Below are 18,702 nucleotides of genomic sequence, written 5' to 3'. Positions count from 1 at the left end.
CCGCCGCGCGCCTCGTCGACGACGTCCTGGCCCCCGCCCTCGCCGAGGCCGACCTGCCCGCGGGCGCGGTGTCCCTGGTCCGCGAACCCGGGCACGCCGCCGCCGAGGCCCTCGTCGCCCAGCCCGACCTGCTGCCGCTCGTCATCGTCCGCGGCAGCGGGGAGACCACCCGCCGCCTCGGCGCCCTCGGCGCCGCCGCGGGGGTGCGGGTCCTCGCCCACGCCGACGGCGGGGGGGTGCTCTACGCCCACGCCTCCGCCGACCCGCAGCGGCTGCGGGCCCTCGTCGGCGCCGGCGTGGACCGCCTCGGGGTGTGCAACCGGCTCAACCTGCTGCTCGTGGACCGCGACCGCTTCGAGGAGCTGAGCGCGGTGGCCGTCGAGGCGCTCACCGCCGCCGGGGTGCGCCCGGTGCTGCCCCCGCACGAGCTGCCGCTGGGGCACGAGTGGGCCCTGGACCCCGGCCGGGAGGCCACCGTCACCATCGCCCCCACCGGCGGGCCCGCGGAGGCCGCGGCGCTGGCCGGCGCGGAGACCAGCGGCATCGCGGCGACCGTGTGCGCCGAGGACGAGCAGGCCGCGCTGGACTTCCTGGGCGCCTGGGACGGCACGGGCGGGTTCTGGAACACCACCACGCGCCTGCTCGACGGCTACCGCCTGCTGGGGGTGCCGGAGACGGGCATCAGCGTCGACCGGGTCCCCGGCCCCCGCGGCCCCGTGACCTTCCCCGACCTCGCGCTGCGGCAGTTCGTCGTGCTGCCGCCCGGGGCGGGTGCGGTGGCCGCCGGCCTGGAGGGCTGAGCGCCCCGGCCTACGCGGCGGCGCCCACCAGCGACACCAGGCGGGCGCCCGCCGCGCGGGCCAGCCCCCGCAGCACCTCCTCCTGCGCGGCGGTGAGGGTGCGCGGCCGGTCGTCCAGCACGCACACGGCGCCCAGCGCCCGGCCGGCCGCGTCCCGCACCGGTGCGCCCGCGTAGAAGCGGACGCCGGACGCGCCCACCACGGAGGGCAGGTCCCGGAACCTCGGGTCCACGCCGGCGTCGGGCACCTGCAGCACCCCGTCGACGGTCAGCGCGTGGCGGCAGAAGGACCACTCCACCGGGACCGCGGCCGGCGCCGTGCCCACGGCTGCGCCCACGAGCTGCTCGGCGCCCCCGACGAGGCTGACCATCGCGGTGGGCACGTCCAGGACCCGGGCGGCGATGGCTGCCAGCTCCCGCAGCACGGGGTCGTCCGGCCCGGTCAGCGCCGCGGCCTCCTCGGCGGCGCGCGCCCGGCCCGCCTCCACCTCCGGTACCAGCAGCACCGCCACGTCGGGTGCGGCGGAGGCGAAGGACAGCGCCTCCACCTCCGCCGCCGGCACGGGCCGGCTGAAGTGGTAGCCCTGCAGCAGGTCGTAGCCCAGCTCGGCGAGCAGCCGGCGCGTCGCGTCGTCCTCCACGCCCTCGGCGACGACCTCCAGCCCCAGCCGGTGCCCCAGCTCCAGCACCGAGCGCACGATCGCCTCGTCACCGCCGCCGCGCAGGGCGCCGCGCACGAAGCGCTGGTCCACCTTCAGCTCCCCGAAGGGCAGGTCCCGCAGCATCGCCAGGCTCGTGTAGCCGGTGCCGAAGTCGTCCAGGGCCAGGCCCACGCCCAGCGCCCGCAGCTCCGCGAGGGTGGCCGCCGCACGCCGGGGCTGGGCGGTCACCGCGCTCTCGGTGACCTCCAGCACGAGCAGGTGCGGGGGCACGCCGCTGGCCGCGAGGTGGTCGCGGACCTGCGCCACGAGCCCCTCGTGGGCGACCAGCCGCGCCGAGAGGTTCACCGACACCCGCAGCGGCCGGCCCCGCCGCAGCCACGCCGCGGCCTGCCGCAGCGCCTCGCCCAGCACCCAGTCCGTCAGCGCGACGATCACCGGGGTGCGCTCGGCCTCGGGCAGGAACGCACCCGGCGCCAGCAGCCCGCGGGTGGGGTGCTGCCAGCGCACCAGCGCCTCCACCCCCCGCACCCCGAGGCCGTGGGCGTCCACGAGGGGCTGGTAGTGCAGCCGCAGCTGTCCCTCGGTGACGGCGGTGCGCAGCTGCGCCTGCAGCTCGACCCCGTCGGCGGTGTGCTCGTCCAGCTCCGGGCTCCACAGCTGCGCCTGCCGGTCGGCGCGCCGGGCGGCGTGCAGGGCGGTGTCGGCGCGCTGCAGCAGGGTGGTGAGGTCGCGGCCGTGCACGGGGGCCAGCACGGCGCCGAAGGTGAGGTCGACGTCGACCGCCACGCCCGCCAGCTCGAACGGGCCGCCGGCCTGCTCGGCCACCATCCGGGCCATCCGCTCCGGGTCGAGCCCGTGGACGGGGTGGCGCAGGGCGTCGGGGACGCGGGGCAGCCACACGGCGAAGTCGTCACCGCCGAGGCGGGCGACGGTGCCGTGCCCGGCCAGCGCCCGGCGGTGCGCCCGCGCCACCTGCCGCAGCAGCTCGTCGCCGCTGTCGCGGCCGAGGGCCTGGTTGAGCTCGCCGAACCGGTCGATGTCGAAGAGGACGAGCAGGCCGGGGGAGCCCTCGTCCACCCCGGCCAGGTCGTGGTGGACGACCTCGGCCAGCCCCGCCTCGTTGAGGGTGCCGGTGAGGGCGTCGGTGGTGGACAGCAGGCCGTTGCGCCGGGTCAGCGACCCCACGACGAGGCCGGAGGAGCTGGTGACGGCCCAGACCAGGACGGCCTCCAGCGCGGCGGTGGGACCCGGCTCGACGAGCAGCAGCGCACCCGCGGCGCCGGTCAGCGCGGCGGCCACGTGCAGCGCCGCCTGCCCGCGGGGCAGGAAGAGGGCGCCGTGGATGGCGATCCAGCAGCTGAACATCGCGATGAGCGCGCTCGGCGCACCGCCGCGGCCGGCGTGCACGGCGAGGGCGACGAGGACCGTGCCCAGCAGCAGCAGGATGTGGGTGAGCGCCCGCGGCAGCCGCCGCAGCCGCAGCAGGGCCCCGGCCACCGCGAGGGCCAGGACGCCGAACAGCGTCAGCTGCGGGCGGTCCACGGCCTGCCACGTCGGGGTGGCGACGACGAGCAGCAGGAGTGCGCCGCCGAGGGCGAAGAACGTGGCGAGGGTGGTGCGCGAGGAGATCACCTCGCTGCTCCGCGGCCAGGACCGTCGTGGGACATGTCCTCGTCATCGGCGCGCCGGGCCGCGACCTGGTGCAGCAGCACCCGGACGGGTGTGCGGCGTCTGGTGGCAGCCCCCCGCCACCAGACGCGACACCGCGTTCCCCCCTGCGCGGGCCCGTCCCGCGGCGGCGGTCCCCCCGGACCCCGGCGCGGGCCCCCCGGGCCCAGCGGTCACATCGGCACCTCCGCCGCCCGCGTTACCCCGCCTGAGGGTGACGTGCGTCACACCGCTCAGCCCGGACGGCGCTCCTGCGCGGCACCGGTCCCGGACGGCGCACCCGGGGCGGTGTCGACGTCGCGGTGGGCGGGGCGCAACGGGTCGCGGACGACGCCGTGGCGACGGTGGTCCACCGGCCCGGCGGCCTGCGTGAGGGGCGTCTCGAAGTCCAGCCGCTCCCGCACGAGGTGCTGGGCCAGGTGCACGAAGCTGGAGAAGTGCGGGCCGATCAGGTGGCCCGACGACGCCAGCAGGTACAGGTCGGCGATCGAGGCGCGCACCCCCTCGGTGGAGTTGTACGCGCCCTTGTCCAGCTGGGTGCACGAGCCGGGCACGGCCGCGGTGACCCGGGCGGCGACCTCCGGCACGTCGCAGGAGACGAAGAAGCGCGTCGAGGGGTCGTGCCGCCGGATCTCCTGCATGCGCTCGACGAACCACTCCACCGGCGAGGTCTCCCGCGTCCGGCGGTGCGAGACGGTGTGCGCGCGGATCATCACCCCCACGTACGGCTCGCCGCGCAGGTTGGCGTCGAAGAAGCGGCCGACCCGCTCGCGGATCGCCGGGACCGGCTCCAGGGCGCGGAAGGCGTCCTCCCACGGCGCCGCGCCGGCGGGCAGGGCCAGGGCGTTGCCCGTGCGCACCTGCCAGACGCGCTCGGCGCGCTTGGCGTCGTCCAGCCACGTCAGGGACTCGTCCACGTACGGGTAGAGGCGTGCCAGCCCCCGCGACAGGGCCCGCGGGACCACCCGGCCCCGCGTCGGGTGCACCCACAGGTCGGCGAAGCGGGGGCCGAACCTCGGCCCGGTCGGCCACACGTAGTAGAACCGGCGCCCCTCGTGCTCCGCGAGGCTCTGGGCGCTGAGCACCACCCTGACGCGGTTGCCGAGACCCGTGTCGTAGCCGTTGTAGGCGATCAGCGACGGCCTGGGGAGCACAGTCATGGGCGCACCCTGTGTGCTGGTGCCGCACCTGTCAATGACGCGCCCGGCACGGCCGGTGACGGCGCGGAGCGGGCCCGGGCCGCTGGCTCGCGGCGACGCTGGGTGCGCCTGCGCACCTTCCTTTCAAGCCTTCGCCCACCTCTGGAGCGCCTGATCAAGGCGCAGACCCTGCCGCCGCAAGAAGCCACGGCACTCACTCCTGATGCGCTGCCCCAGCAGGTAAGGACGCTGCAGCGGCGGACCCGCCTGCTGCGCCAAGATGAGATCACCCAGGTGGTGACGCGCTACCAGGCGGGCGCCACCATGGTCGAGCTGGCCCGCGAACTGGACGTCCACCGTGGCACCATCCGGGCCTGCCTCGTGGCGCAAGGCGTGGTCTTGCGTTCGGGCAGCAGCTTCCCGACCGAGCGGCTCCAGGAGGCGGTCAGCCTCTATGAAGCCGGCTTGTCCACGGCCCGGGTCGCTGCCGAGCTCGGGCTGACGCAGCGGGTGGTGTGGCGGGCGCTGCGGGATGCAGGCGTGGTGATGCGTGACCGCACCGGCAGTTAGGGACGACGCGACGGGGGAGCGCCGGTCACTCATCTCGTCGCTGCAATATGGCGGTATCTAGGACCAGGAAGGCGGACTTCCTCAGCAGTTTCTTTTGGTCCGAGTTCGCCTGCATCAACACGCGCGCCTGCACGGGCTATGGAGCTGGTCGTCGAAGATTGTGACTCTGACTAGGTTCATGCCCTCAGGTGATCTTGTCGACTGCTGGAGTGACACAACCTTTGGCCTGACTCGGTGACCGGTACAACAGGTTTCGGGCAGGCCGATGTCTCGATACGGCGCTCTAGAGAAATGCGCATGACGAGCCAGCTGGCACAACTTTTCGAGAGTATTGTCACTGAGTCATGCTCAGGAGTACAGTCAGTCCTTCTTTGGTGATAAAAAGATCGTCACCAGGTCATCGGCCACACGCGTATCGAGCCTGTTTAGTGACTTATGCCAAGTAAAGCTGGCTTCGCCGAGCATGCTGCTCAGCTGTAGGCGCAATGAAGGTTCTTGCAGTGCGCGTGCTATGGCTGAATCGCGCCGCGCTGTTGCGACACCAAAGTTGATGTGCTCATCACTCAAGCCCGCCCAAGCGCGCAATGTGGCTACTTTGTGCGCAACATCCGCGAGGGCCTCTTGCATCTTAATGGTCGAATCGTCTTGTATCATCTCCCTCAAATTGTATCAATTTCCTTTATTGCGCTCAAGGAAGCATTTACAATATTTGTTGTGACTGGTACCCTGCGCCCAACCTGTCGCAGCACGGGAGGGTGAGACTTCATGGAAACCCCCTTGTCGCTCCACGAGCTTGTGGGTGACGTCTTGACAACTTCTGATTCGGACATCAGCACCTCTGACCTCGATGCCGCAGCCGCGCAAGTTGCGGCGACTATGGTCGACAGTCCTGACATGTATCGCTATGTAGCCTCGGGTCCCCGTGGGGCTCATCAGCACATTGCTATTGGCAACTGAGAAGCGTCTTGTTGCCCGCCCCATTATGGAGACGCGCGAACTGGCCTCACTGCTTTGGGGCAGCTATCTATGTTTATCGTCTCGTCCAAGTGCGAGCGTCTTCGGCCACAATGTTGGAGCAGCCTTTCGTGCTGCACTCGAACCGCATTTGCGCTTGCCGATATCGACGCAAGTGCAGGACGGGCAAGTAGCCTTCGCTAGTCCAGCGGCATTGTACTATCCGGATAGTGGACAAGCCGCCGACGTGTACTGGCGTGCTGGACACACGCTCATCTTGCAATCCCTTCATGCGAGGCTCGGTGCACTCAACTCAATCTGCGCTGAGCTTCAAGCGCGTAGCGGCCTTCGGCTCAGCTGTTCCGCGTATATCGCGCCGCCCCAAGCCATGAGTTTTTCCCTGCACACTGATGCCTGGGACGCCCTTATTGTGCAGGTTTCGGGTGATAAAATTTTCGAATGCTCCGTCTGTGCAGATGGCTTGACTGCTGAGGGGGAGACGCGCGGCCCGCTCGAGTCTTACGCGCTCCGCTCAGGCGACGCGCTCCTCCTCCCAGAGGGCATACCGCACAGGGCGCGCACGGCCACCGGTTCGGTACACCTTAGCTTCAACTTTATTCGACAGCTTGCAGCAGCTCCATGACGGCGCTTGCCGCCTACTTGTGGTGGACCTACGGTGCCGTCACCTCGACCCGCAGGGCCTTGGCGGACGGTAGGCCGATGCACATATCCACTCCAACGTGGGAGTCATCATGGCCAACCGTGAGCCAGGCGAAGGTATGCGCGAAGACATCGGCGGCGGCGAGAAGCTGACTGTCAACAGCACGGATGCCCGACGGTCCCCGGTGGTCACTACCAAACGACTACAAACGACCAGGGTGACAAGTCGACCGCCGTCTACGACGCAGAAGGCAACCTGCCCGCGGGCAAGGGCAACAACGACGACTGCAATTAGGTCGTCTACAATTCTCCCAGTCGTATAATGTAGGCATGGGGAGCGGTCAGGTTGTCAGTTGCCGTTTAAGCGAGGTGGAGTGATGCCACATATCCCCATGCTACTTCATGCTTTTAGACTTCTTACTTATCTCTCGGCTGCCGCTTGGCGAGCTCCTGAGCCAGCAAAGCAAGAGCCTTGGCCAACTTCTCCACGTCCAGCGCTGGTCGCATGGCGGCCCGGGCGTGCAGCGAAGCGCCGAGTGTGACGGCGACTCGCGGCGGCTGTACCACTCATTCCTTTCCTGGAGTGCGCACTCTTCGGACGAGCTCGTCAAGAAGCTTGTAGTGCTTGCCGGCCCGTGCTCCTAGCGATGGCTCGGCTACATCCACCTGCCGCTGGTGCTCCATAAGCTCGGGCCAAGGCAGGTCCTCGCTGACGCAGTAGTAGCGGCCCGCTACTGACAAAGCCTCAGTGCTCCTCGGACAGCCTCGACGTCCGCCCGTAGGTACTCGGGTGGACAAGTGTCAAAGGGCGGGGAGGGCAGCGGCAGCCGCAGCAATCTTGGCGGCCACGTCGTCCAGCGAGGACTCGGCGGTGCTCAGACCTGCGTGCGAGGCGAGCATGGGGCTGACGTCGTAGAGCTGGTCGAAGGTGACCCCATGCGTGACCGGGATGACTCGGTTGCTGCCGAGCAGCACGGCGAGCTCCTTCTCGGCGATGCCCTCGTTCTTGATGCTCTCCAGCAGCGCTGGCGTCACCAACACGATGCCGATGCGGGAATTGCGCAGCCCCTTGTCAATCTCGCGGGTCATCAGCGAGCCGAGAGGAATGTCTTCCTCGCTGAACCACACGGTCGCACCGTTCGTCTTCAGATGGGCGTGCAGATCGGCCGCGCTTCCCTGCCGGTCGGGCCATGCATGGCAGAGAAAGAGGTCACGATGGTCGGGGTTGACGTGAGCCTGCTGCGCCGCCTTCTCGGCATACGGCTGAACGGTCCGCCACTCCGTCGGGGTGTAGGAGACCGACCGGCCAGCCCTTGTCCGACGGGAGGTCCCACCAGACGACCCGCCGGACGAGCTGCGGTAGCGCGACTCGCCGGACGACCGGTCGTAGCTGGATCCGCCGTACGACGGGTACGACGAGCGGTAAGACCCCCGACCGCCACACGCTGGGCAGGCTGCACGCCCACTCGCGGTTCGGTGGCCCTGAGAGGGAGCTGTGCATTGCGCCATACGGGCAGGCTAGAGGAGGGGTCCGACATCTCGTGGTCACTCGGTGGGACTCAGGCGATCCAGAATGCGTCGAGCTACGACAGAACGTCCGGCGGCACGATCAGTCAGCGAGTCTGATCGGCTCAGCTTGTAGTACGCCCGACCTGCTGAGCGCATGCGCTCGAAGCGCGCCATGACAGGCGGCGGTCGCGGGCGTCGCATCGGAGGGGCGCAAGGTCAATCGACCTAGCGCCCCCTTGTGCGGGAGCGCAAAAATGGAGTGGGCAAGGCTTAGCTCGCGCCCCCTTCTTCATTATCCATTCAAGTGTCGACGGCTCGTATTGATGAGCTGGTTGATTGCGGACTGCACCGGATGCAAGTAGTCATCGCGGTCCGTTTCGATCACCTTGTCCATAGTCTTGATGACCTGATCTCGAACTTCATAGACCTCTGGGAACATCTCATCCGGACAGAGTAGGCCGCAGACCGATACAGCCGTCATCACGGCCGTGTTATGCGCGAGCAACTCTTGGTAAAGCGCCTTGTCGTCGTGATACGCGCTGGGCTTGCGCACAAAGGCATTTAGCTTCGTCCAAGTGCCTGCGTATAGCTGGGCTGCCGTTATCAGGTCCGACGCGGCGCTACGAGCTCGTGACTTCGTCTCAGCGCCCTTCGACCACCTCTGGGTGAGCCATTGACCGACGTAGCCAAGTGCGCCTCCTAGCGCTGTGCCCACGAGCGCTGCGCTGACCTCTGCCTCCATTGGCGTAGTCTCTCAGGTGATACCGATATTTGCTTGCTAGATGTTTGTGATGCATGATGGCGATCATGGCGCAGAAGACGACCGTGCAGCTCATCGATGACCTCGACGGTAGTGAGGCGACAGCCACCGTCCGCTTCTCCCTCGACGGCGTGGAGTATGAGATCGACCTGAGTGACGAGCACATCGACCAGCTACACGAGGTGCTTGCCCCGTACGTCGAGGCTGGTCGGCAGACGAACGGTCGCAGCAGTGGAGCGGGGCGTCAGCGGCGCGGTAAGGCAACGTCCACTAAGTCAATCACTGCTGTCGACTTGAACGCAGTGCGCACCTGGGCTCGCGAGCATGGCCACAAGGTGAGCGACCGCGGCCGCATCTCCAATGAGCTCCTGGCGAAGTATCAGGAGGCGCACGCGAGCTGAGGGCATCCGTAAGCTCCTGAGCTCAGTGCCGGTCGCGGCGAGGTTTCCATCGTTCGCACCGCTGCATCGATTTCGCTTGACTGCTCGGTAGGCACGATGCGGGTAAACGCCAGACCTTGCCAGCATGCACCTGGCGTGGTGATGTGGTCTGTCTGCCTTGACCTGTCTGCGCCGCCCGTGCGATGTTGGCGACTAGGAGCTGGCCGCGCGGATGCTTCATCCATCTGCGCGGCCAGCTCCCTCAACTTGACGTGGTTGTCCTGGCGTAATCAAAATTGCGGTCAGCTGCGACGCTGTGCACCTCTAGCTTTGTCCCTAGCCTGTGCGCCACACGAGCGGTGCGCTGAAGCAAGGGTTATACCGGCGGGGACGCGCTGCTCCTCGAGTGACAAGACGTGCCGCGGCTCCCCGCCACGACCTTCAGTTGGCAAGGCTCGGCGCGTCGACCAGATCAGGCAACGGTTGGATACTGGCAGCGTCGACGCGGCTCGCCAGGCGTGCTGCAGCCGCCCGCGCCAGTCCTCGCAACACGTCTGCCTCCACCGCGCTGAGGGTGCGGGGCCTCTGGTCGAGGACGCAGACGGTACCCAGCACGTGTCCGGCGGCATCGGTGATCGGTGCGCCGGCGTAGAAGCGGATGTGCGGGCCGCTCTTGACGATGGGAATGCCTTTGAAGCGGACATCAGCGGTGGTGTCGGGTACCTGGATGAGGTCGCTCTCGTTGACGACGTGGTGGCAGAAGGTGTCCTCGCGTGCCATGGAGAAGGAGTCGGTGCCGACGGGTGCGAGCATGTGCTGCTCGGTCTTGCCGATGAGGGTGACCATGGCCACCGGCACGTCGATGACCCTTGCGGCTACGGCCGTCAGCTCTCGCAGAATGGGATCATCGTTGTCGATGAGCGTGGCGTGCTGATCCGCCGAAGTGGCCCGTGCCTGCTCTTGGGCTGGCGTGAGCGTGCGGGCCACCTGCGGCGTCGGCGCGCAGTCCAGCGCCAAGACGTCGACGGCCGGTACCGGTCGGCTGAAGTGGTAGCCCTGCAACAGGTCGTACCCGAGTCCGGCGAGCAGTCGGCTGGTCGCCTCGTCCTCCACGCCTTCGCCGACGACCTCGAAGCCCATGCGGTGAGCCAATTCGGCCACGGCCCGCACGATGGCCTCATCGCCGGCGCTGTTCAACGCATTGGCGACGAAGCGGCGGTCCACCTTCAACTCGTCGAAGGGGAAGTCCTGCAGCATGGCTAGGCTGGTGTAGCCCGTTCCGAAGTCGTCCAGCGCGGTGCAGATGCCCCGCGAGCGCAGCTCTGCGAGAGCAGCAGCTGCCCGGCGCGGCTGGGCGGTGACGGCGCTCTCGGTCACCTCCAGCATCAGCAGCTCTGGTGGTAGCCCACTGCGACGCAGTTGCGTCTCGACGTATGCAGCCAAACCTTCGTGCGCGAGCAGCCGGGCTGACAGGTTTACTGAGACGCGCAGCGGGCGTCCAGCACGAGCCCACGAGGCAGCCTGGTCGACGGCCTCATGCAGCACCCACTCCGTGAGGGCCACGATGGTGGAGCTGCGTTCTGCTTCCGGGATGAAAGCAGCTGGGGTCAGCAGTCCGAGGCGGGGATGCTGCCAGCGCACCAGCGCCTCCACGCCCCGCATCTGCCGGCTGTGCGCATCGACTAGAGGCTGGTAGTGCACCCTGAGCTGCCCGTCGGTGATCGCGCAGCGCAGCTCCGCCTGCAGCTTGAGGCTTTCGGCCGTGCGTGCTTCAAGGGCGGGATGCCAGAGCCGTACCGGCAGGTCCGCCTGCCGGGCAGCGCGCAGAGCGGTGTCTGCTCGCTGAAGAAGAGTCTTGAGGCTTGCGGAGCGGCCCTCAGCCACTAGCACCGCGCCAACTGTGACATCGACCTCGACCGCGATGTCGTCGATGTCGAACGTCCCGTTGGCGCGGGCGGTGATCGCGGTGATGAGCCGCTCCACTTCTCTAGACGTTCCGTCCAGGTCACGGCTCAGTTCGGGCCTGAGCGCAGCAGCGCTCGGTAGCCAGACGACGAAGTCGTCACCACCGAGCCTGGCGATGCTGCCGCCTTCGGCCAGCTCGCGCTCGTAGGCCCGGGCGAGGTGCTGTAGCACGGCGTCACCACCGTCGCGGCCCAGCGCCTGGTTCAGCTCGCCGAAGTGGTCGATGTCGATCAGGAGGAGGAGCCCGGGGGTGCACTCGTCGACCGCGATTAGGCCGCCTGCGACAACATGGCTCAGGCCGACTTCATTGAGCAGACCCGTTAGGGGATCGGTCGTCGACAGCACGCGAGTTCGCCGCGTCAGCGCGCCGGCGACGAGGCCCATGGTGCCGACGACCGCCACCAAGAGGGCGGTGTGCAGCAGGGCCGACTCAGTCGCTTCGACTAGCCGCAGGGCGATCGCCGTGCTGCCCAGAGCCACCACCGCATGCAGTGCAGCTTGCCGCCGGGGCAGGAAGAGGGAGCCGTACACTACGACCCAGACAGTGAACATCGAGACGGCGCCGCTGGGTATGCCACCGTCCGCAGCGCGAACAGCGAGTGCGATGACGGCTGAGCCGGTGATGAGCAGGACGTGCATGAGCGCTGGGCGTAGCTGACGCAGGCAGCTGAGCAGTACCGCAGTGCTCAAGGTGATGCCCGCCAGCCCGTCCAGCAGCGCGGTGTTGACGTGCCGCCAGGCTGTGCTGTGAGCCACGAGCAGCAGCAGGAGGCCACCGGTGCCGTAGAAGACGGCAAGCGTAGCTCGGTTGCTGATCATGATCTGCTCCACTGGGCGACTGGCGGTTCCTTCTCGGCCTGTCCATCGCCACCCCGTGTAGTCCGCTTGACACGGTTCGCCCGAATGCTTGCGCCATGCGCGGGTCAATCCGCGCACTGCGTCACGACCAACTTGACGCCACTACCATCAGTGAGCAGGTGGTGTTTCGACCCTCGCGCGTGACCAGTCCACCACTGCGGTCCCGGCTTCAGGCGTCCGGTTGCCTTTACCCCCTTCGGCAGCATCTCGTACAGGCGCGCCCAGATCTCGGACCGCGTGCAGTGCCGCAGCCGGCGCCAGCGCATCGCCCCGAAGCAGCCGAAGTGCTCGGCCGGCACCTGCCCACAGGTGCAGCCGGTGATCAGCCCCTGCACGATCAAGGTCGCGCAGCTTGATCATGCTGCAGTGAGCGGGAGATCCCTACGTGGCAGCCAACCAAAGGAGCGGCGCCGGCGCAGCGAACCCTGGGACAGCAGCTGATGCACCAGCGCTGCCTCCTCGCGGCCCGGCCCGGCCATCATCGAGGACCGTCGTGTGCTCAAGGCCGTGGGCGAAGTGGCCGATGAGGGACGGTGGACAAGGAGGATTGGCTCGCGGTTGCCGAGGCGGTCATCGAGGCGGAGGCCGCGGAGCTGGAGCCTGCCGCGGTCGAGGTTGTCCCCTCTCCGGCGACGACGCCTTCTGAGCTGGCGCGGGTGGCGGCTCTACACGAGTACCGGCTGCTGGACGCACCGGCCGATGATGAGCTGACCGCTGTGGTACGAGCAGCAGCGGTGGTGGCTGGCGTACCACACGCGACGCTCAACCTCATCGACGAGAACCGCCAGTGCCAGCTGACCACGGTGGGCTTCGAGGGCGCCGACTCCGCTCGCGGGGACTCCATGTGCGCGTTGCACTTTGAGTCCGGCGAGCTGGTCCATGTCCCCGACGCGAGCTGCGACCCGCGCTATGTCCACAACCCCTGGGTGGACGGCCGACTCGCGAGCGTGCGCTTCTACGCGTCGGCCCCGCTGATGAGCCCCACCGGGCACGCGCTGGGGTCGTTGTGTGTCTTCGACACCGTACCCGGGCAGCTCAACGAGGTGCAGATGTCCGTCCTGGAGGACCTCGCGGGGGTCCTCGTCGGGCTCTTCGAGCGCCGGCGGCAGGCGCGGCTCGCCGCGGAGCAGGCCGAGCAGACCGCCGAGGCCCGCGAGCTGGCCGTCCTAGCGATGAACGAGGCCGAGGCCCGCTGGGAGCTGAGCGAGGTGGTGGCCGACACCGTAGACGTCGGGCTCGCCGTCGCCGGCCCTGACGGACACCTCACGATGCTGAACCCGACCGCCCGCGCCTGGTACGGCGCCGACGTCGACGCGGACTTGACCTCGGCTGAGCGCGCACGAGCCAAGGCTCTGTTCGCCGCCGACGGCGTCACCGCACTGGGCCCCGAAGAGACTCCGCTCCACCGCGCCCTACGCGAAGGTTCCGTGCAAGGCATGGAGATCGTCTTGGCGCCGGCCGGTCTTCCTCGGCGCACCGTGGTGTGCACTGGGCGGCTGATGCGCCGCAGCGACGGCACCCCGCTGGGAGCCGTCGTCGCCATGACCGACGTCACCGCCGCCCGTACCCGTGAGGCGGCCTTAACGCAGGCGCACGACGCCCTGGCGGAGGCCCACGCAGAACTGGCCGAGCACACCGCCCGGGTCGAGGCTCTGGCCCAGGCTTCACGGATCCTGGTCACCGCCGAAGACCCCCACGAGGCGGTCTGCGAGGCCGCGCGCAACCTCACCGGCGCTGACGGTGCCTGCCTGCTGCAGCCTGGTCCCGACGGCAGCTTCGTCGCCACCGCCTCGGTAGGCTTGCCGGCCGTGCCCGTGGCCGTGGGTGCGGATGAACCGTCGCTGGCGGCGACCGCCGTGAAGCTCGGAGAGGCGCTGTTCGTCCCCGACATCGCCGCCCATCCACGTGCCTCGCAGCAGCTGGCCCGGCAGCTCGGCATCGCCTCGTGCGTCTGGCAGCCGGTGGTGCTGACAGGCAACCGGACGGTCGGCGCTCTTGGTGTCCTGTGGCGCGAGCGGCGGGACGACCTACCAGCGCACGTCCTGCCAATGCTTCAGACGTTGTCCGGAGAGGCGGCACACGTCATCGAACGGGCCGACCTGCTGGCCCGCCTGGCCGAGGCCGCCGAACGCGACCCGCTGACGGGTCTGGCCAACCGCCGCCGCTGGGACGAGGCCGTTGCCGCCGAGATCCACCGCGCCGAGCGCAGCGGGGCTCCGCTCACGCTGGCCCTGCTCGATCTGGACCACTTCAAGCGCTACAACGACACCCACGGGCACCTGGCGGGGGACGCCCTCCTGCGCGACTTCGCGGCGGCGGCCACCTCGTGCCTGCGCACGATCGACACGCTGGCCCGCTGGGGCGGGGAGGAATTCGTCCTGGCGCTGCCCGGCTGCACTGCGGCGGACGCGCGAACTGTCGTTGAGCGCATCCGCGCCGTGGTTCCGCACGGGCAGACCTGCACCGTCGGCATCGCGGAGTGGACGTCCGGACTGCAGGCCGACGAGGTCGTCGACCGCGCCGATGCCGCCCTCTACCGCGGCAAGCAGGCAGGCCGCGACACCACCGTGCTGCACACGGCACCCGGCGTGCCGCTACAACCGGAGACGGCTCCACAGGCGCTGAGCGCGCCAGGAGCCGGGTCTGAGGTGGGTTCGGTGGCTACAGCGCGGTAGGCAGCGCGCCGATGCCCTCCTGACGCAGGCGCCGAACCCGCGCGCCCACCGATGCAGGAGGCCGTGCATGCCCACCCCCGGGCACCCCCGCTCGCGGCGACCGCTCGCCGCGACCACCGACGACCCGCGCGCAGCTGCAGTGCGCAGCGTCGTCTTCGCCGCGGCGTTCTGCGCCGCGGTGTTCTTGGGGCGCCTGACCGTGATGGACGGCACGAGCCTGAGCCTGGTGTGGCCAGCGGCGGGGATGGCGGTGGCGTGGTTCGCCGCACAACGACAGGCCGGCACGCGGTGGCTGGATCTGGTTCTGCTGTCGGCAGCCACCTTCGGTCTCAACGCCCTCACCGGGGCTTCCCCGGCGCTGGCGGGCTGCTTCGTGGTGGCCAACATCGCGCAGGTGCTCACCTTCGGCGCACTGTTCACCCGCTGGTGCCCACAGGTCTGGGGCACCGGTGGGCACGAGCCGCTGGCGGGGGTGGCTCAGCTCGTGCGGCTGCTGGCCGCAGCCGTGCTCGCCACCGCAGCCGGTGCGGCCATCGGCCCCACCTCGGTGTGGCTCCTGACTGGGCACTGGTCCTGGCTGACGGCGCTGGTCTGGATGACCCGCAACACCGTGAGCATCCTGCTCATCGCTGCGGTGGCCTTCCGCATCGGGTGCCTCCTCACCACCCGCCGGCAGGTCGCCGGCGGGCAGGAGGCCACCATCGTGCTCGTGTCCTGGCCGCACCGGTGGCGCTTGCTAGAGCTGATCGCGGCGCTTGCGTGCTCGGCGACCGCCTATGTGCTCGTCTTCAGAGTCTTCGACCATCTGCCCGTCGTCTTCCCTCTGCTCGTGCTCACCGTCTGGGTGGCGCTGCGCTTCGACACCACGATCGTCGTCGTCCACGACCTGGTGGTCGGCGCTGTCGCGGTCCTGTTCACGCTGGATGGGTACGGACCCTTCGCCCTCGTCGGCGACGATGCTGCCCGGGCGGTCGTGGTGCAGCTCTTCGTCGCCGTCCTGGCGGTCTTGGGACTAGCGCTCGCCCTGGGCCGCGACGAGCGCGACGTGCTGCTCGCGCGCATGGCTGCCTCTACTGCTGCCAGCGAGCGGCTTGCCGCCGAGGCGGCCGAGCAGCGCGGTCTCGCCGAGCAGGCCCGCCTCCAGGCGGTCGCAGCCCAGCTGCAAGCGGAGCTGGCCATGGCCGAGGCTGAGGCCCGCGGGGAGCTGACGCAGGCGGTGCTGGAGACCATTGACGTCGGCATCGTGGTAGCCGGCGCCGACGGGCGGCTAGTGCTCTTCAACCGCGCCGCCCATGACTGGCACGGCCTCGACGTCGACAGCGCCCTCGACCCTGCCGAACATGCCGGCGCCTACGACCTCTTCGCTGTTGACGGGACCACGCCATTGGCACCTTCAGAGATCCCTCTGGCAGCAGTGCTGCGGGACGGCTCCGCCACGGGGGTCGAGATGGTCATCGCCCCCGCGGGACGTGAGCCGATCACCGTCGTGTGTTCGGGGCGCACGATGATCCGTGCCGATGGCACCCTCCTTGGTGCCGTCGTGGTCATGAACGACGTCACCCGCGAGCGGCGACAGCAGATAGCGCTGCGCCACAGCGAGGCGCAGCTGCAGAGGGCCTTCGACGCCTCGCTGGTCGGCAACATCCACTTGGGGCTGGACGGCACCGTGCTGCGGGTCAATGCCGCCGCAGCCGCCATGGTGGGCCGCAGTCCTGCGGAACTGCACGGGCGGTACTGGGGCGACCTCCTGCACCCCGAGGACCTCGAGGCGCGGCGGGAGACGCTGCGCGCCGCGATCGCCGAGGGAGGCGGTGGCACGGTGGGAGGTGTGGTGCGCCACATCCACAGCGACGGGCACATCGTGCACGCCCAAGTCTCCACCGCAGTCGTGCGTGACGAGGACGGGCGGCCCCTGCACATCGCCAGCCAGGTGTTCGACGTCAGCGACAGGGTGGTCGCCGAGGACAAGCTGCGCCGCCAGCGCGATGTGTACTCCCGGCTCCTGCGCGCCCTCAGCGATGTGGGTGAGGGAGTCCTCGTCGAGCACGGCGAGCAGATCACCTACGTCAACGAAGCCTTCGCGCGCCTGACCGGTCGTCGTGCCGCCGCACTGCTCACCCTGCCGACATCACTGCTGCTGGTGCCCGACGCCGAGCACGACACCTGGCGGGCACGCCGCGGCGCCCAGCCGGGGCGGGCAGCCGCATCTCTCGTCACCGCGCTGCGCCGCCCCGACGGCACGACGGTCCCCGTAGAGGCCGCAACGGTCTCGCTGCCCGACGCCGGTGGGCAGGCGACCCTGACGATCGTGCGGGACCTGTCCGAGCGGCTGCGCACCCAGGCCGCACTGGCTGCGTCCGTGCAGCAGTTGGAGGAGGCCAACCGCTTCAAGGACGACCTGGTGGCCACCCTCAGCCACGACCTGCGCCAGCCGCTGGCCACGACGATCGGGTTCTCCGAACTCCTCCTCGACACGTGGGACCACCTGTCCGAGGAAGAGAAGAAGCAGTACCTAGGGCGGGTTCGCAGAGCAGGGCACTGGGCCAACGAGATGGTCGAGGACATCCTCACGATGGCCCAACTGGACCAAGGGGTCCCGGTGGCCATCGCCACCCGCATTCACGTCCCCGCGCTCGTCGCTGACCTCCTCGAGCGCCTCGGCGCCGATGCCGCCGCGGTGGACACCGCTGGTGTACGAGATGTGCAGGTCCTGGCCGACCGCGGTCACGTGGAGCGTATCCTCGGCAACCTGCTCGGCAACGCGCTGAAGTACGGGCGCCCACCGCTGCGCATCAGCGCCCGCCGCCACGGTGACCAGGTCGCCCTCGATGTCGTCGACTCCGGGGAGGGCGTGCCCGCAGAGTTTGTGCCTGACCTCTTCGGCCGCTTCACCCGCGCATCGACCGGCGTGGCGGTGGAGAAGAAGGGCACCGGCCTGGGGCTGTACATCGCCCGCACCTTGGCCAACGCCAACGGCGGTGAGCTCACCTACCGCGAAGCTAGCGGCGGTGGATCCCGCTTCACCTTGACTCTCAACGCCGTGCAGGCCAACCACGCGGACGAGCTGCGGCACGTCTTGGAGGCCAGCCGGCTGCCCTAATGCCACGTGGGCCGCCGGTAGGCGCGACCCGCCTCGACGGTGATGTCGCAGCAGATGCTCTCGCCGGTGACCGAAGGGCGACACCGCAGCAGTGCCCTCCGATCACGGCATCGACCTGGCCACCGGCCAGCGCATCACCGGGCCCATCGTCGGGCGCCACGACGGGTGCATCTGAGCCGCAGCAGCGGCTGATGTGGACACGACCACCCACTTCACCCTGCTCAGCGGCTGAACTCGTCCAGGTCAGCGCCGTGCATAGGGCTGTCAACGCTTCGCCAGGGCAGAGGTCGAGCGCCTGCGAGCTGGCGGCTCAGCTCATCGGCGATCCACTGCTCCAGGACCTGAATGTCGACCGGGGTCGCCAGATGGCTCAGGTCACCGCGGGCACTGACCTGCTCCAAAGCGCTCATGCAGCGGCGCCAACGGTCGATGAGCTGCTGATGATCAGGACGACGCGCGTAGCTGAGGTCAACGTGGTCGAGCCCGGCGGCCAGAGCTTGGAGGTTCCGGGCCTCTGCTGATGTCAGGTGCCCGTAGAGGGTATCGAGGATCTGACGGATGTCCTCTGCGGCTGCTGCAGTGTCGACGTCATCGATCTTGTGGTTGAGAGAGAGCAGTTGCAGCTCGCGGAGCACCGTTTCGCGGTGCTCCCGCATCCGCACACCCAACCGCACCGGATAGTTGAGCAGCTGCAGGTGGGTGGTCGCTTCGGACTCTTCGTTCTGCGGCAGCGCTGGACGCGCCAGTTCATCGACGACCGATGCCCACTGCGCAGCCAGCGCAGCCTCGGCGGCGGCGGCATCGTCTGCGGTGCTGTCGACATCGATCTCGCACCACACCACCTTGCCGCTGCCATCAGCCTGCACCTCAACGCCGTATGCACGGCTCAGCGCGGCGATCAGCATCAGGCCGCGACCGGTGGTGGCGGTTGCACTATGCGGCACCCACTGCGGCTGCACGGGTGAGCTGTCACCGACGGACAGGCGGAGCAACGTGCCGGCCT

The 18,702-nt window shown here is 69.1% G+C and carries 14 protein-coding genes; 6 read left to right on the top strand and 8 right to left on the bottom strand.

Going from position 1 to position 18,702, the window contains the following annotated elements; translation table 11 throughout:
* Nucleotides 1-800 (top strand): aldehyde dehydrogenase family protein (locus ABEB16_RS08820; RefSeq protein ID WP_345711886.1); only part of this gene is annotated, 800 nt, incomplete at its 5' end.
* Between the two features lie 10 nt (nucleotides 801-810).
* On the opposite strand, the gene ABEB16_RS08815 is transcribed toward ABEB16_RS08820, so the two are convergent.
* Together ABEB16_RS08815 and ABEB16_RS08810 are read right to left on the bottom strand one after the other, a co-directional pair.
* Nucleotides 811-3,093 (bottom strand): EAL domain-containing protein, encoded by a 2,283-nt coding sequence (locus ABEB16_RS08815; RefSeq protein WP_345711885.1) that lies wholly within the window; start codon nucleotides 3,091-3,093, stop codon nucleotides 811-813.
* Nucleotides 3,094-3,362: 269 nt separating this feature from the next.
* Nucleotides 3,363-4,289 (bottom strand): O-fucosyltransferase family protein, encoded by a 927-nt coding sequence (locus ABEB16_RS08810; protein WP_345711884.1) that lies wholly within the window; start codon nucleotides 4,287-4,289, stop codon nucleotides 3,363-3,365.
* A gap of 102 nt (nucleotides 4,290-4,391) precedes the next feature.
* On the opposite strand from ABEB16_RS08810, the gene ABEB16_RS08805 reads away from it, so the two are divergent.
* Nucleotides 4,392-4,838 (top strand): hypothetical protein, encoded by a 447-nt coding sequence (locus tag ABEB16_RS08805; protein WP_345711883.1) that lies wholly within the window; start codon nucleotides 4,392-4,394, stop codon nucleotides 4,836-4,838.
* A gap of 360 nt (nucleotides 4,839-5,198) precedes the next feature.
* Here ABEB16_RS08805 and ABEB16_RS08800 read toward each other — a convergent pair whose 3' ends face one another.
* On the bottom strand, nucleotides 5,199-5,465 hold the full coding sequence (locus ABEB16_RS08800; protein WP_345711882.1) for a hypothetical protein: 267 nt from the start codon (nucleotides 5,463-5,465) through the stop codon (nucleotides 5,199-5,201).
* Between the two features lie 355 nt (nucleotides 5,466-5,820).
* Between ABEB16_RS08800 and ABEB16_RS22790 the strand changes: the two genes are divergently transcribed.
* On the top strand, nucleotides 5,821-6,435 hold the full coding sequence (locus tag ABEB16_RS22790; protein ID WP_425560142.1) for a JmjC domain-containing protein: 615 nt from the start codon (nucleotides 5,821-5,823) through the stop codon (nucleotides 6,433-6,435).
* Nucleotides 6,436-7,253: 818 nt separating this feature from the next.
* On the opposite strand, the gene ABEB16_RS08795 is transcribed toward ABEB16_RS22790, so the two are convergent.
* The gene (locus tag ABEB16_RS08795; RefSeq protein WP_345711881.1) at nucleotides 7,254-7,961 is read right to left on the bottom strand and encodes a toll/interleukin-1 receptor domain-containing protein; all 708 of its coding nucleotides are present in this window, start codon (nucleotides 7,959-7,961) and stop codon (nucleotides 7,254-7,256) included.
* Between the two features lie 292 nt (nucleotides 7,962-8,253).
* On the bottom strand, nucleotides 8,254-8,514 hold the full coding sequence (locus ABEB16_RS08790; protein ID WP_345711880.1) for a hypothetical protein: 261 nt from the start codon (nucleotides 8,512-8,514) through the stop codon (nucleotides 8,254-8,256).
* A 254-nt stretch (nucleotides 8,515-8,768) separates the two neighbouring features.
* On the opposite strand from ABEB16_RS08790, the gene ABEB16_RS08785 reads away from it, so the two are divergent.
* Nucleotides 8,769-9,122 (top strand): histone-like nucleoid-structuring protein Lsr2, encoded by a 354-nt coding sequence (locus ABEB16_RS08785; RefSeq protein WP_345711879.1) that lies wholly within the window; start codon nucleotides 8,769-8,771, stop codon nucleotides 9,120-9,122.
* A gap of 420 nt (nucleotides 9,123-9,542) precedes the next feature.
* On the opposite strand, the gene ABEB16_RS08780 is transcribed toward ABEB16_RS08785, so the two are convergent.
* Together ABEB16_RS08780 and ABEB16_RS08775 are read right to left on the bottom strand one after the other, a co-directional pair.
* Complete coding sequence (locus tag ABEB16_RS08780; protein ID WP_345711878.1) at nucleotides 9,543-11,897, bottom strand: EAL domain-containing protein; 2,355 nt, start codon at nucleotides 11,895-11,897, stop codon at nucleotides 9,543-9,545.
* 92 nt (nucleotides 11,898-11,989) lie between these two features.
* Nucleotides 11,990-12,265: a hypothetical protein gene (locus ABEB16_RS08775; RefSeq protein WP_345711877.1), complete on the bottom strand. Its 276-nt coding sequence runs from the start codon at nucleotides 12,263-12,265 to the stop codon at nucleotides 11,990-11,992.
* Nucleotides 12,266-12,457: 192 nt separating this feature from the next.
* On the opposite strand from ABEB16_RS08775, the gene ABEB16_RS08770 reads away from it, so the two are divergent.
* The gene (locus tag ABEB16_RS08770) at nucleotides 12,458-14,599 is read left to right on the top strand and encodes a diguanylate cyclase domain-containing protein (RefSeq protein ID WP_345711876.1); all 2,142 of its coding nucleotides are present in this window, start codon (nucleotides 12,458-12,460) and stop codon (nucleotides 14,597-14,599) included.
* A 67-nt stretch (nucleotides 14,600-14,666) separates the two neighbouring features.
* Nucleotides 14,667-17,699, top strand: coding sequence for a PAS domain S-box protein (locus tag ABEB16_RS08765; RefSeq protein WP_345711875.1), 3,033 nt, complete (start codon nucleotides 14,667-14,669; stop codon nucleotides 17,697-17,699).
* A 221-nt stretch (nucleotides 17,700-17,920) separates the two neighbouring features.
* Here the strand turns inward: ABEB16_RS08765 and ABEB16_RS08760 are convergent.
* Nucleotides 17,921-18,702 (bottom strand): ATP-binding protein (locus ABEB16_RS08760; RefSeq protein ID WP_345711874.1); only part of this gene is annotated, 782 nt, incomplete at its 5' end.

The sequence above is a fragment of the Kineococcus glutinatus genome (assembly GCF_039542765.1).
Classification (GTDB): Bacteria; Actinomycetota; Actinomycetes; order Actinomycetales; family Kineococcaceae; genus Kineococcus_A; species Kineococcus_A glutinatus.
The sequence above is the reverse complement of the archived record's forward strand: the minus strand, read 5'-3'. Positions and strand labels throughout refer to the sequence as shown.

Coding starts and splice junctions, on each gene's coding strand:
- ABEB16_RS08810 (WP_345711884.1), bottom strand. CDS start 4,289: ATGACTGTGCTCCCCAGGCCGTCGCTGATCGCCTACAACGGCTACGAC.
- ABEB16_RS08785 (WP_345711879.1), top strand. CDS start 8,769: ATGGCGCAGAAGACGACCGTGCAGCTCATCGATGACCTCGACGGTAGT.
- ABEB16_RS08800 (WP_345711882.1), bottom strand. CDS start 5,465: ATGCAAGAGGCCCTCGCGGATGTTGCGCACAAAGTAGCCACATTGCGC.
- ABEB16_RS08765 (WP_345711875.1), top strand. CDS start 14,667: ATGCCCACCCCCGGGCACCCCCGCTCGCGGCGACCGCTCGCCGCGACC.
- ABEB16_RS22790 (WP_425560142.1), top strand. CDS start 5,821: ATGGAGACGCGCGAACTGGCCTCACTGCTTTGGGGCAGCTATCTATGT.
- ABEB16_RS08795 (WP_345711881.1), bottom strand. CDS start 7,961: ATGGCGCAATGCACAGCTCCCTCTCAGGGCCACCGAACCGCGAGTGGG.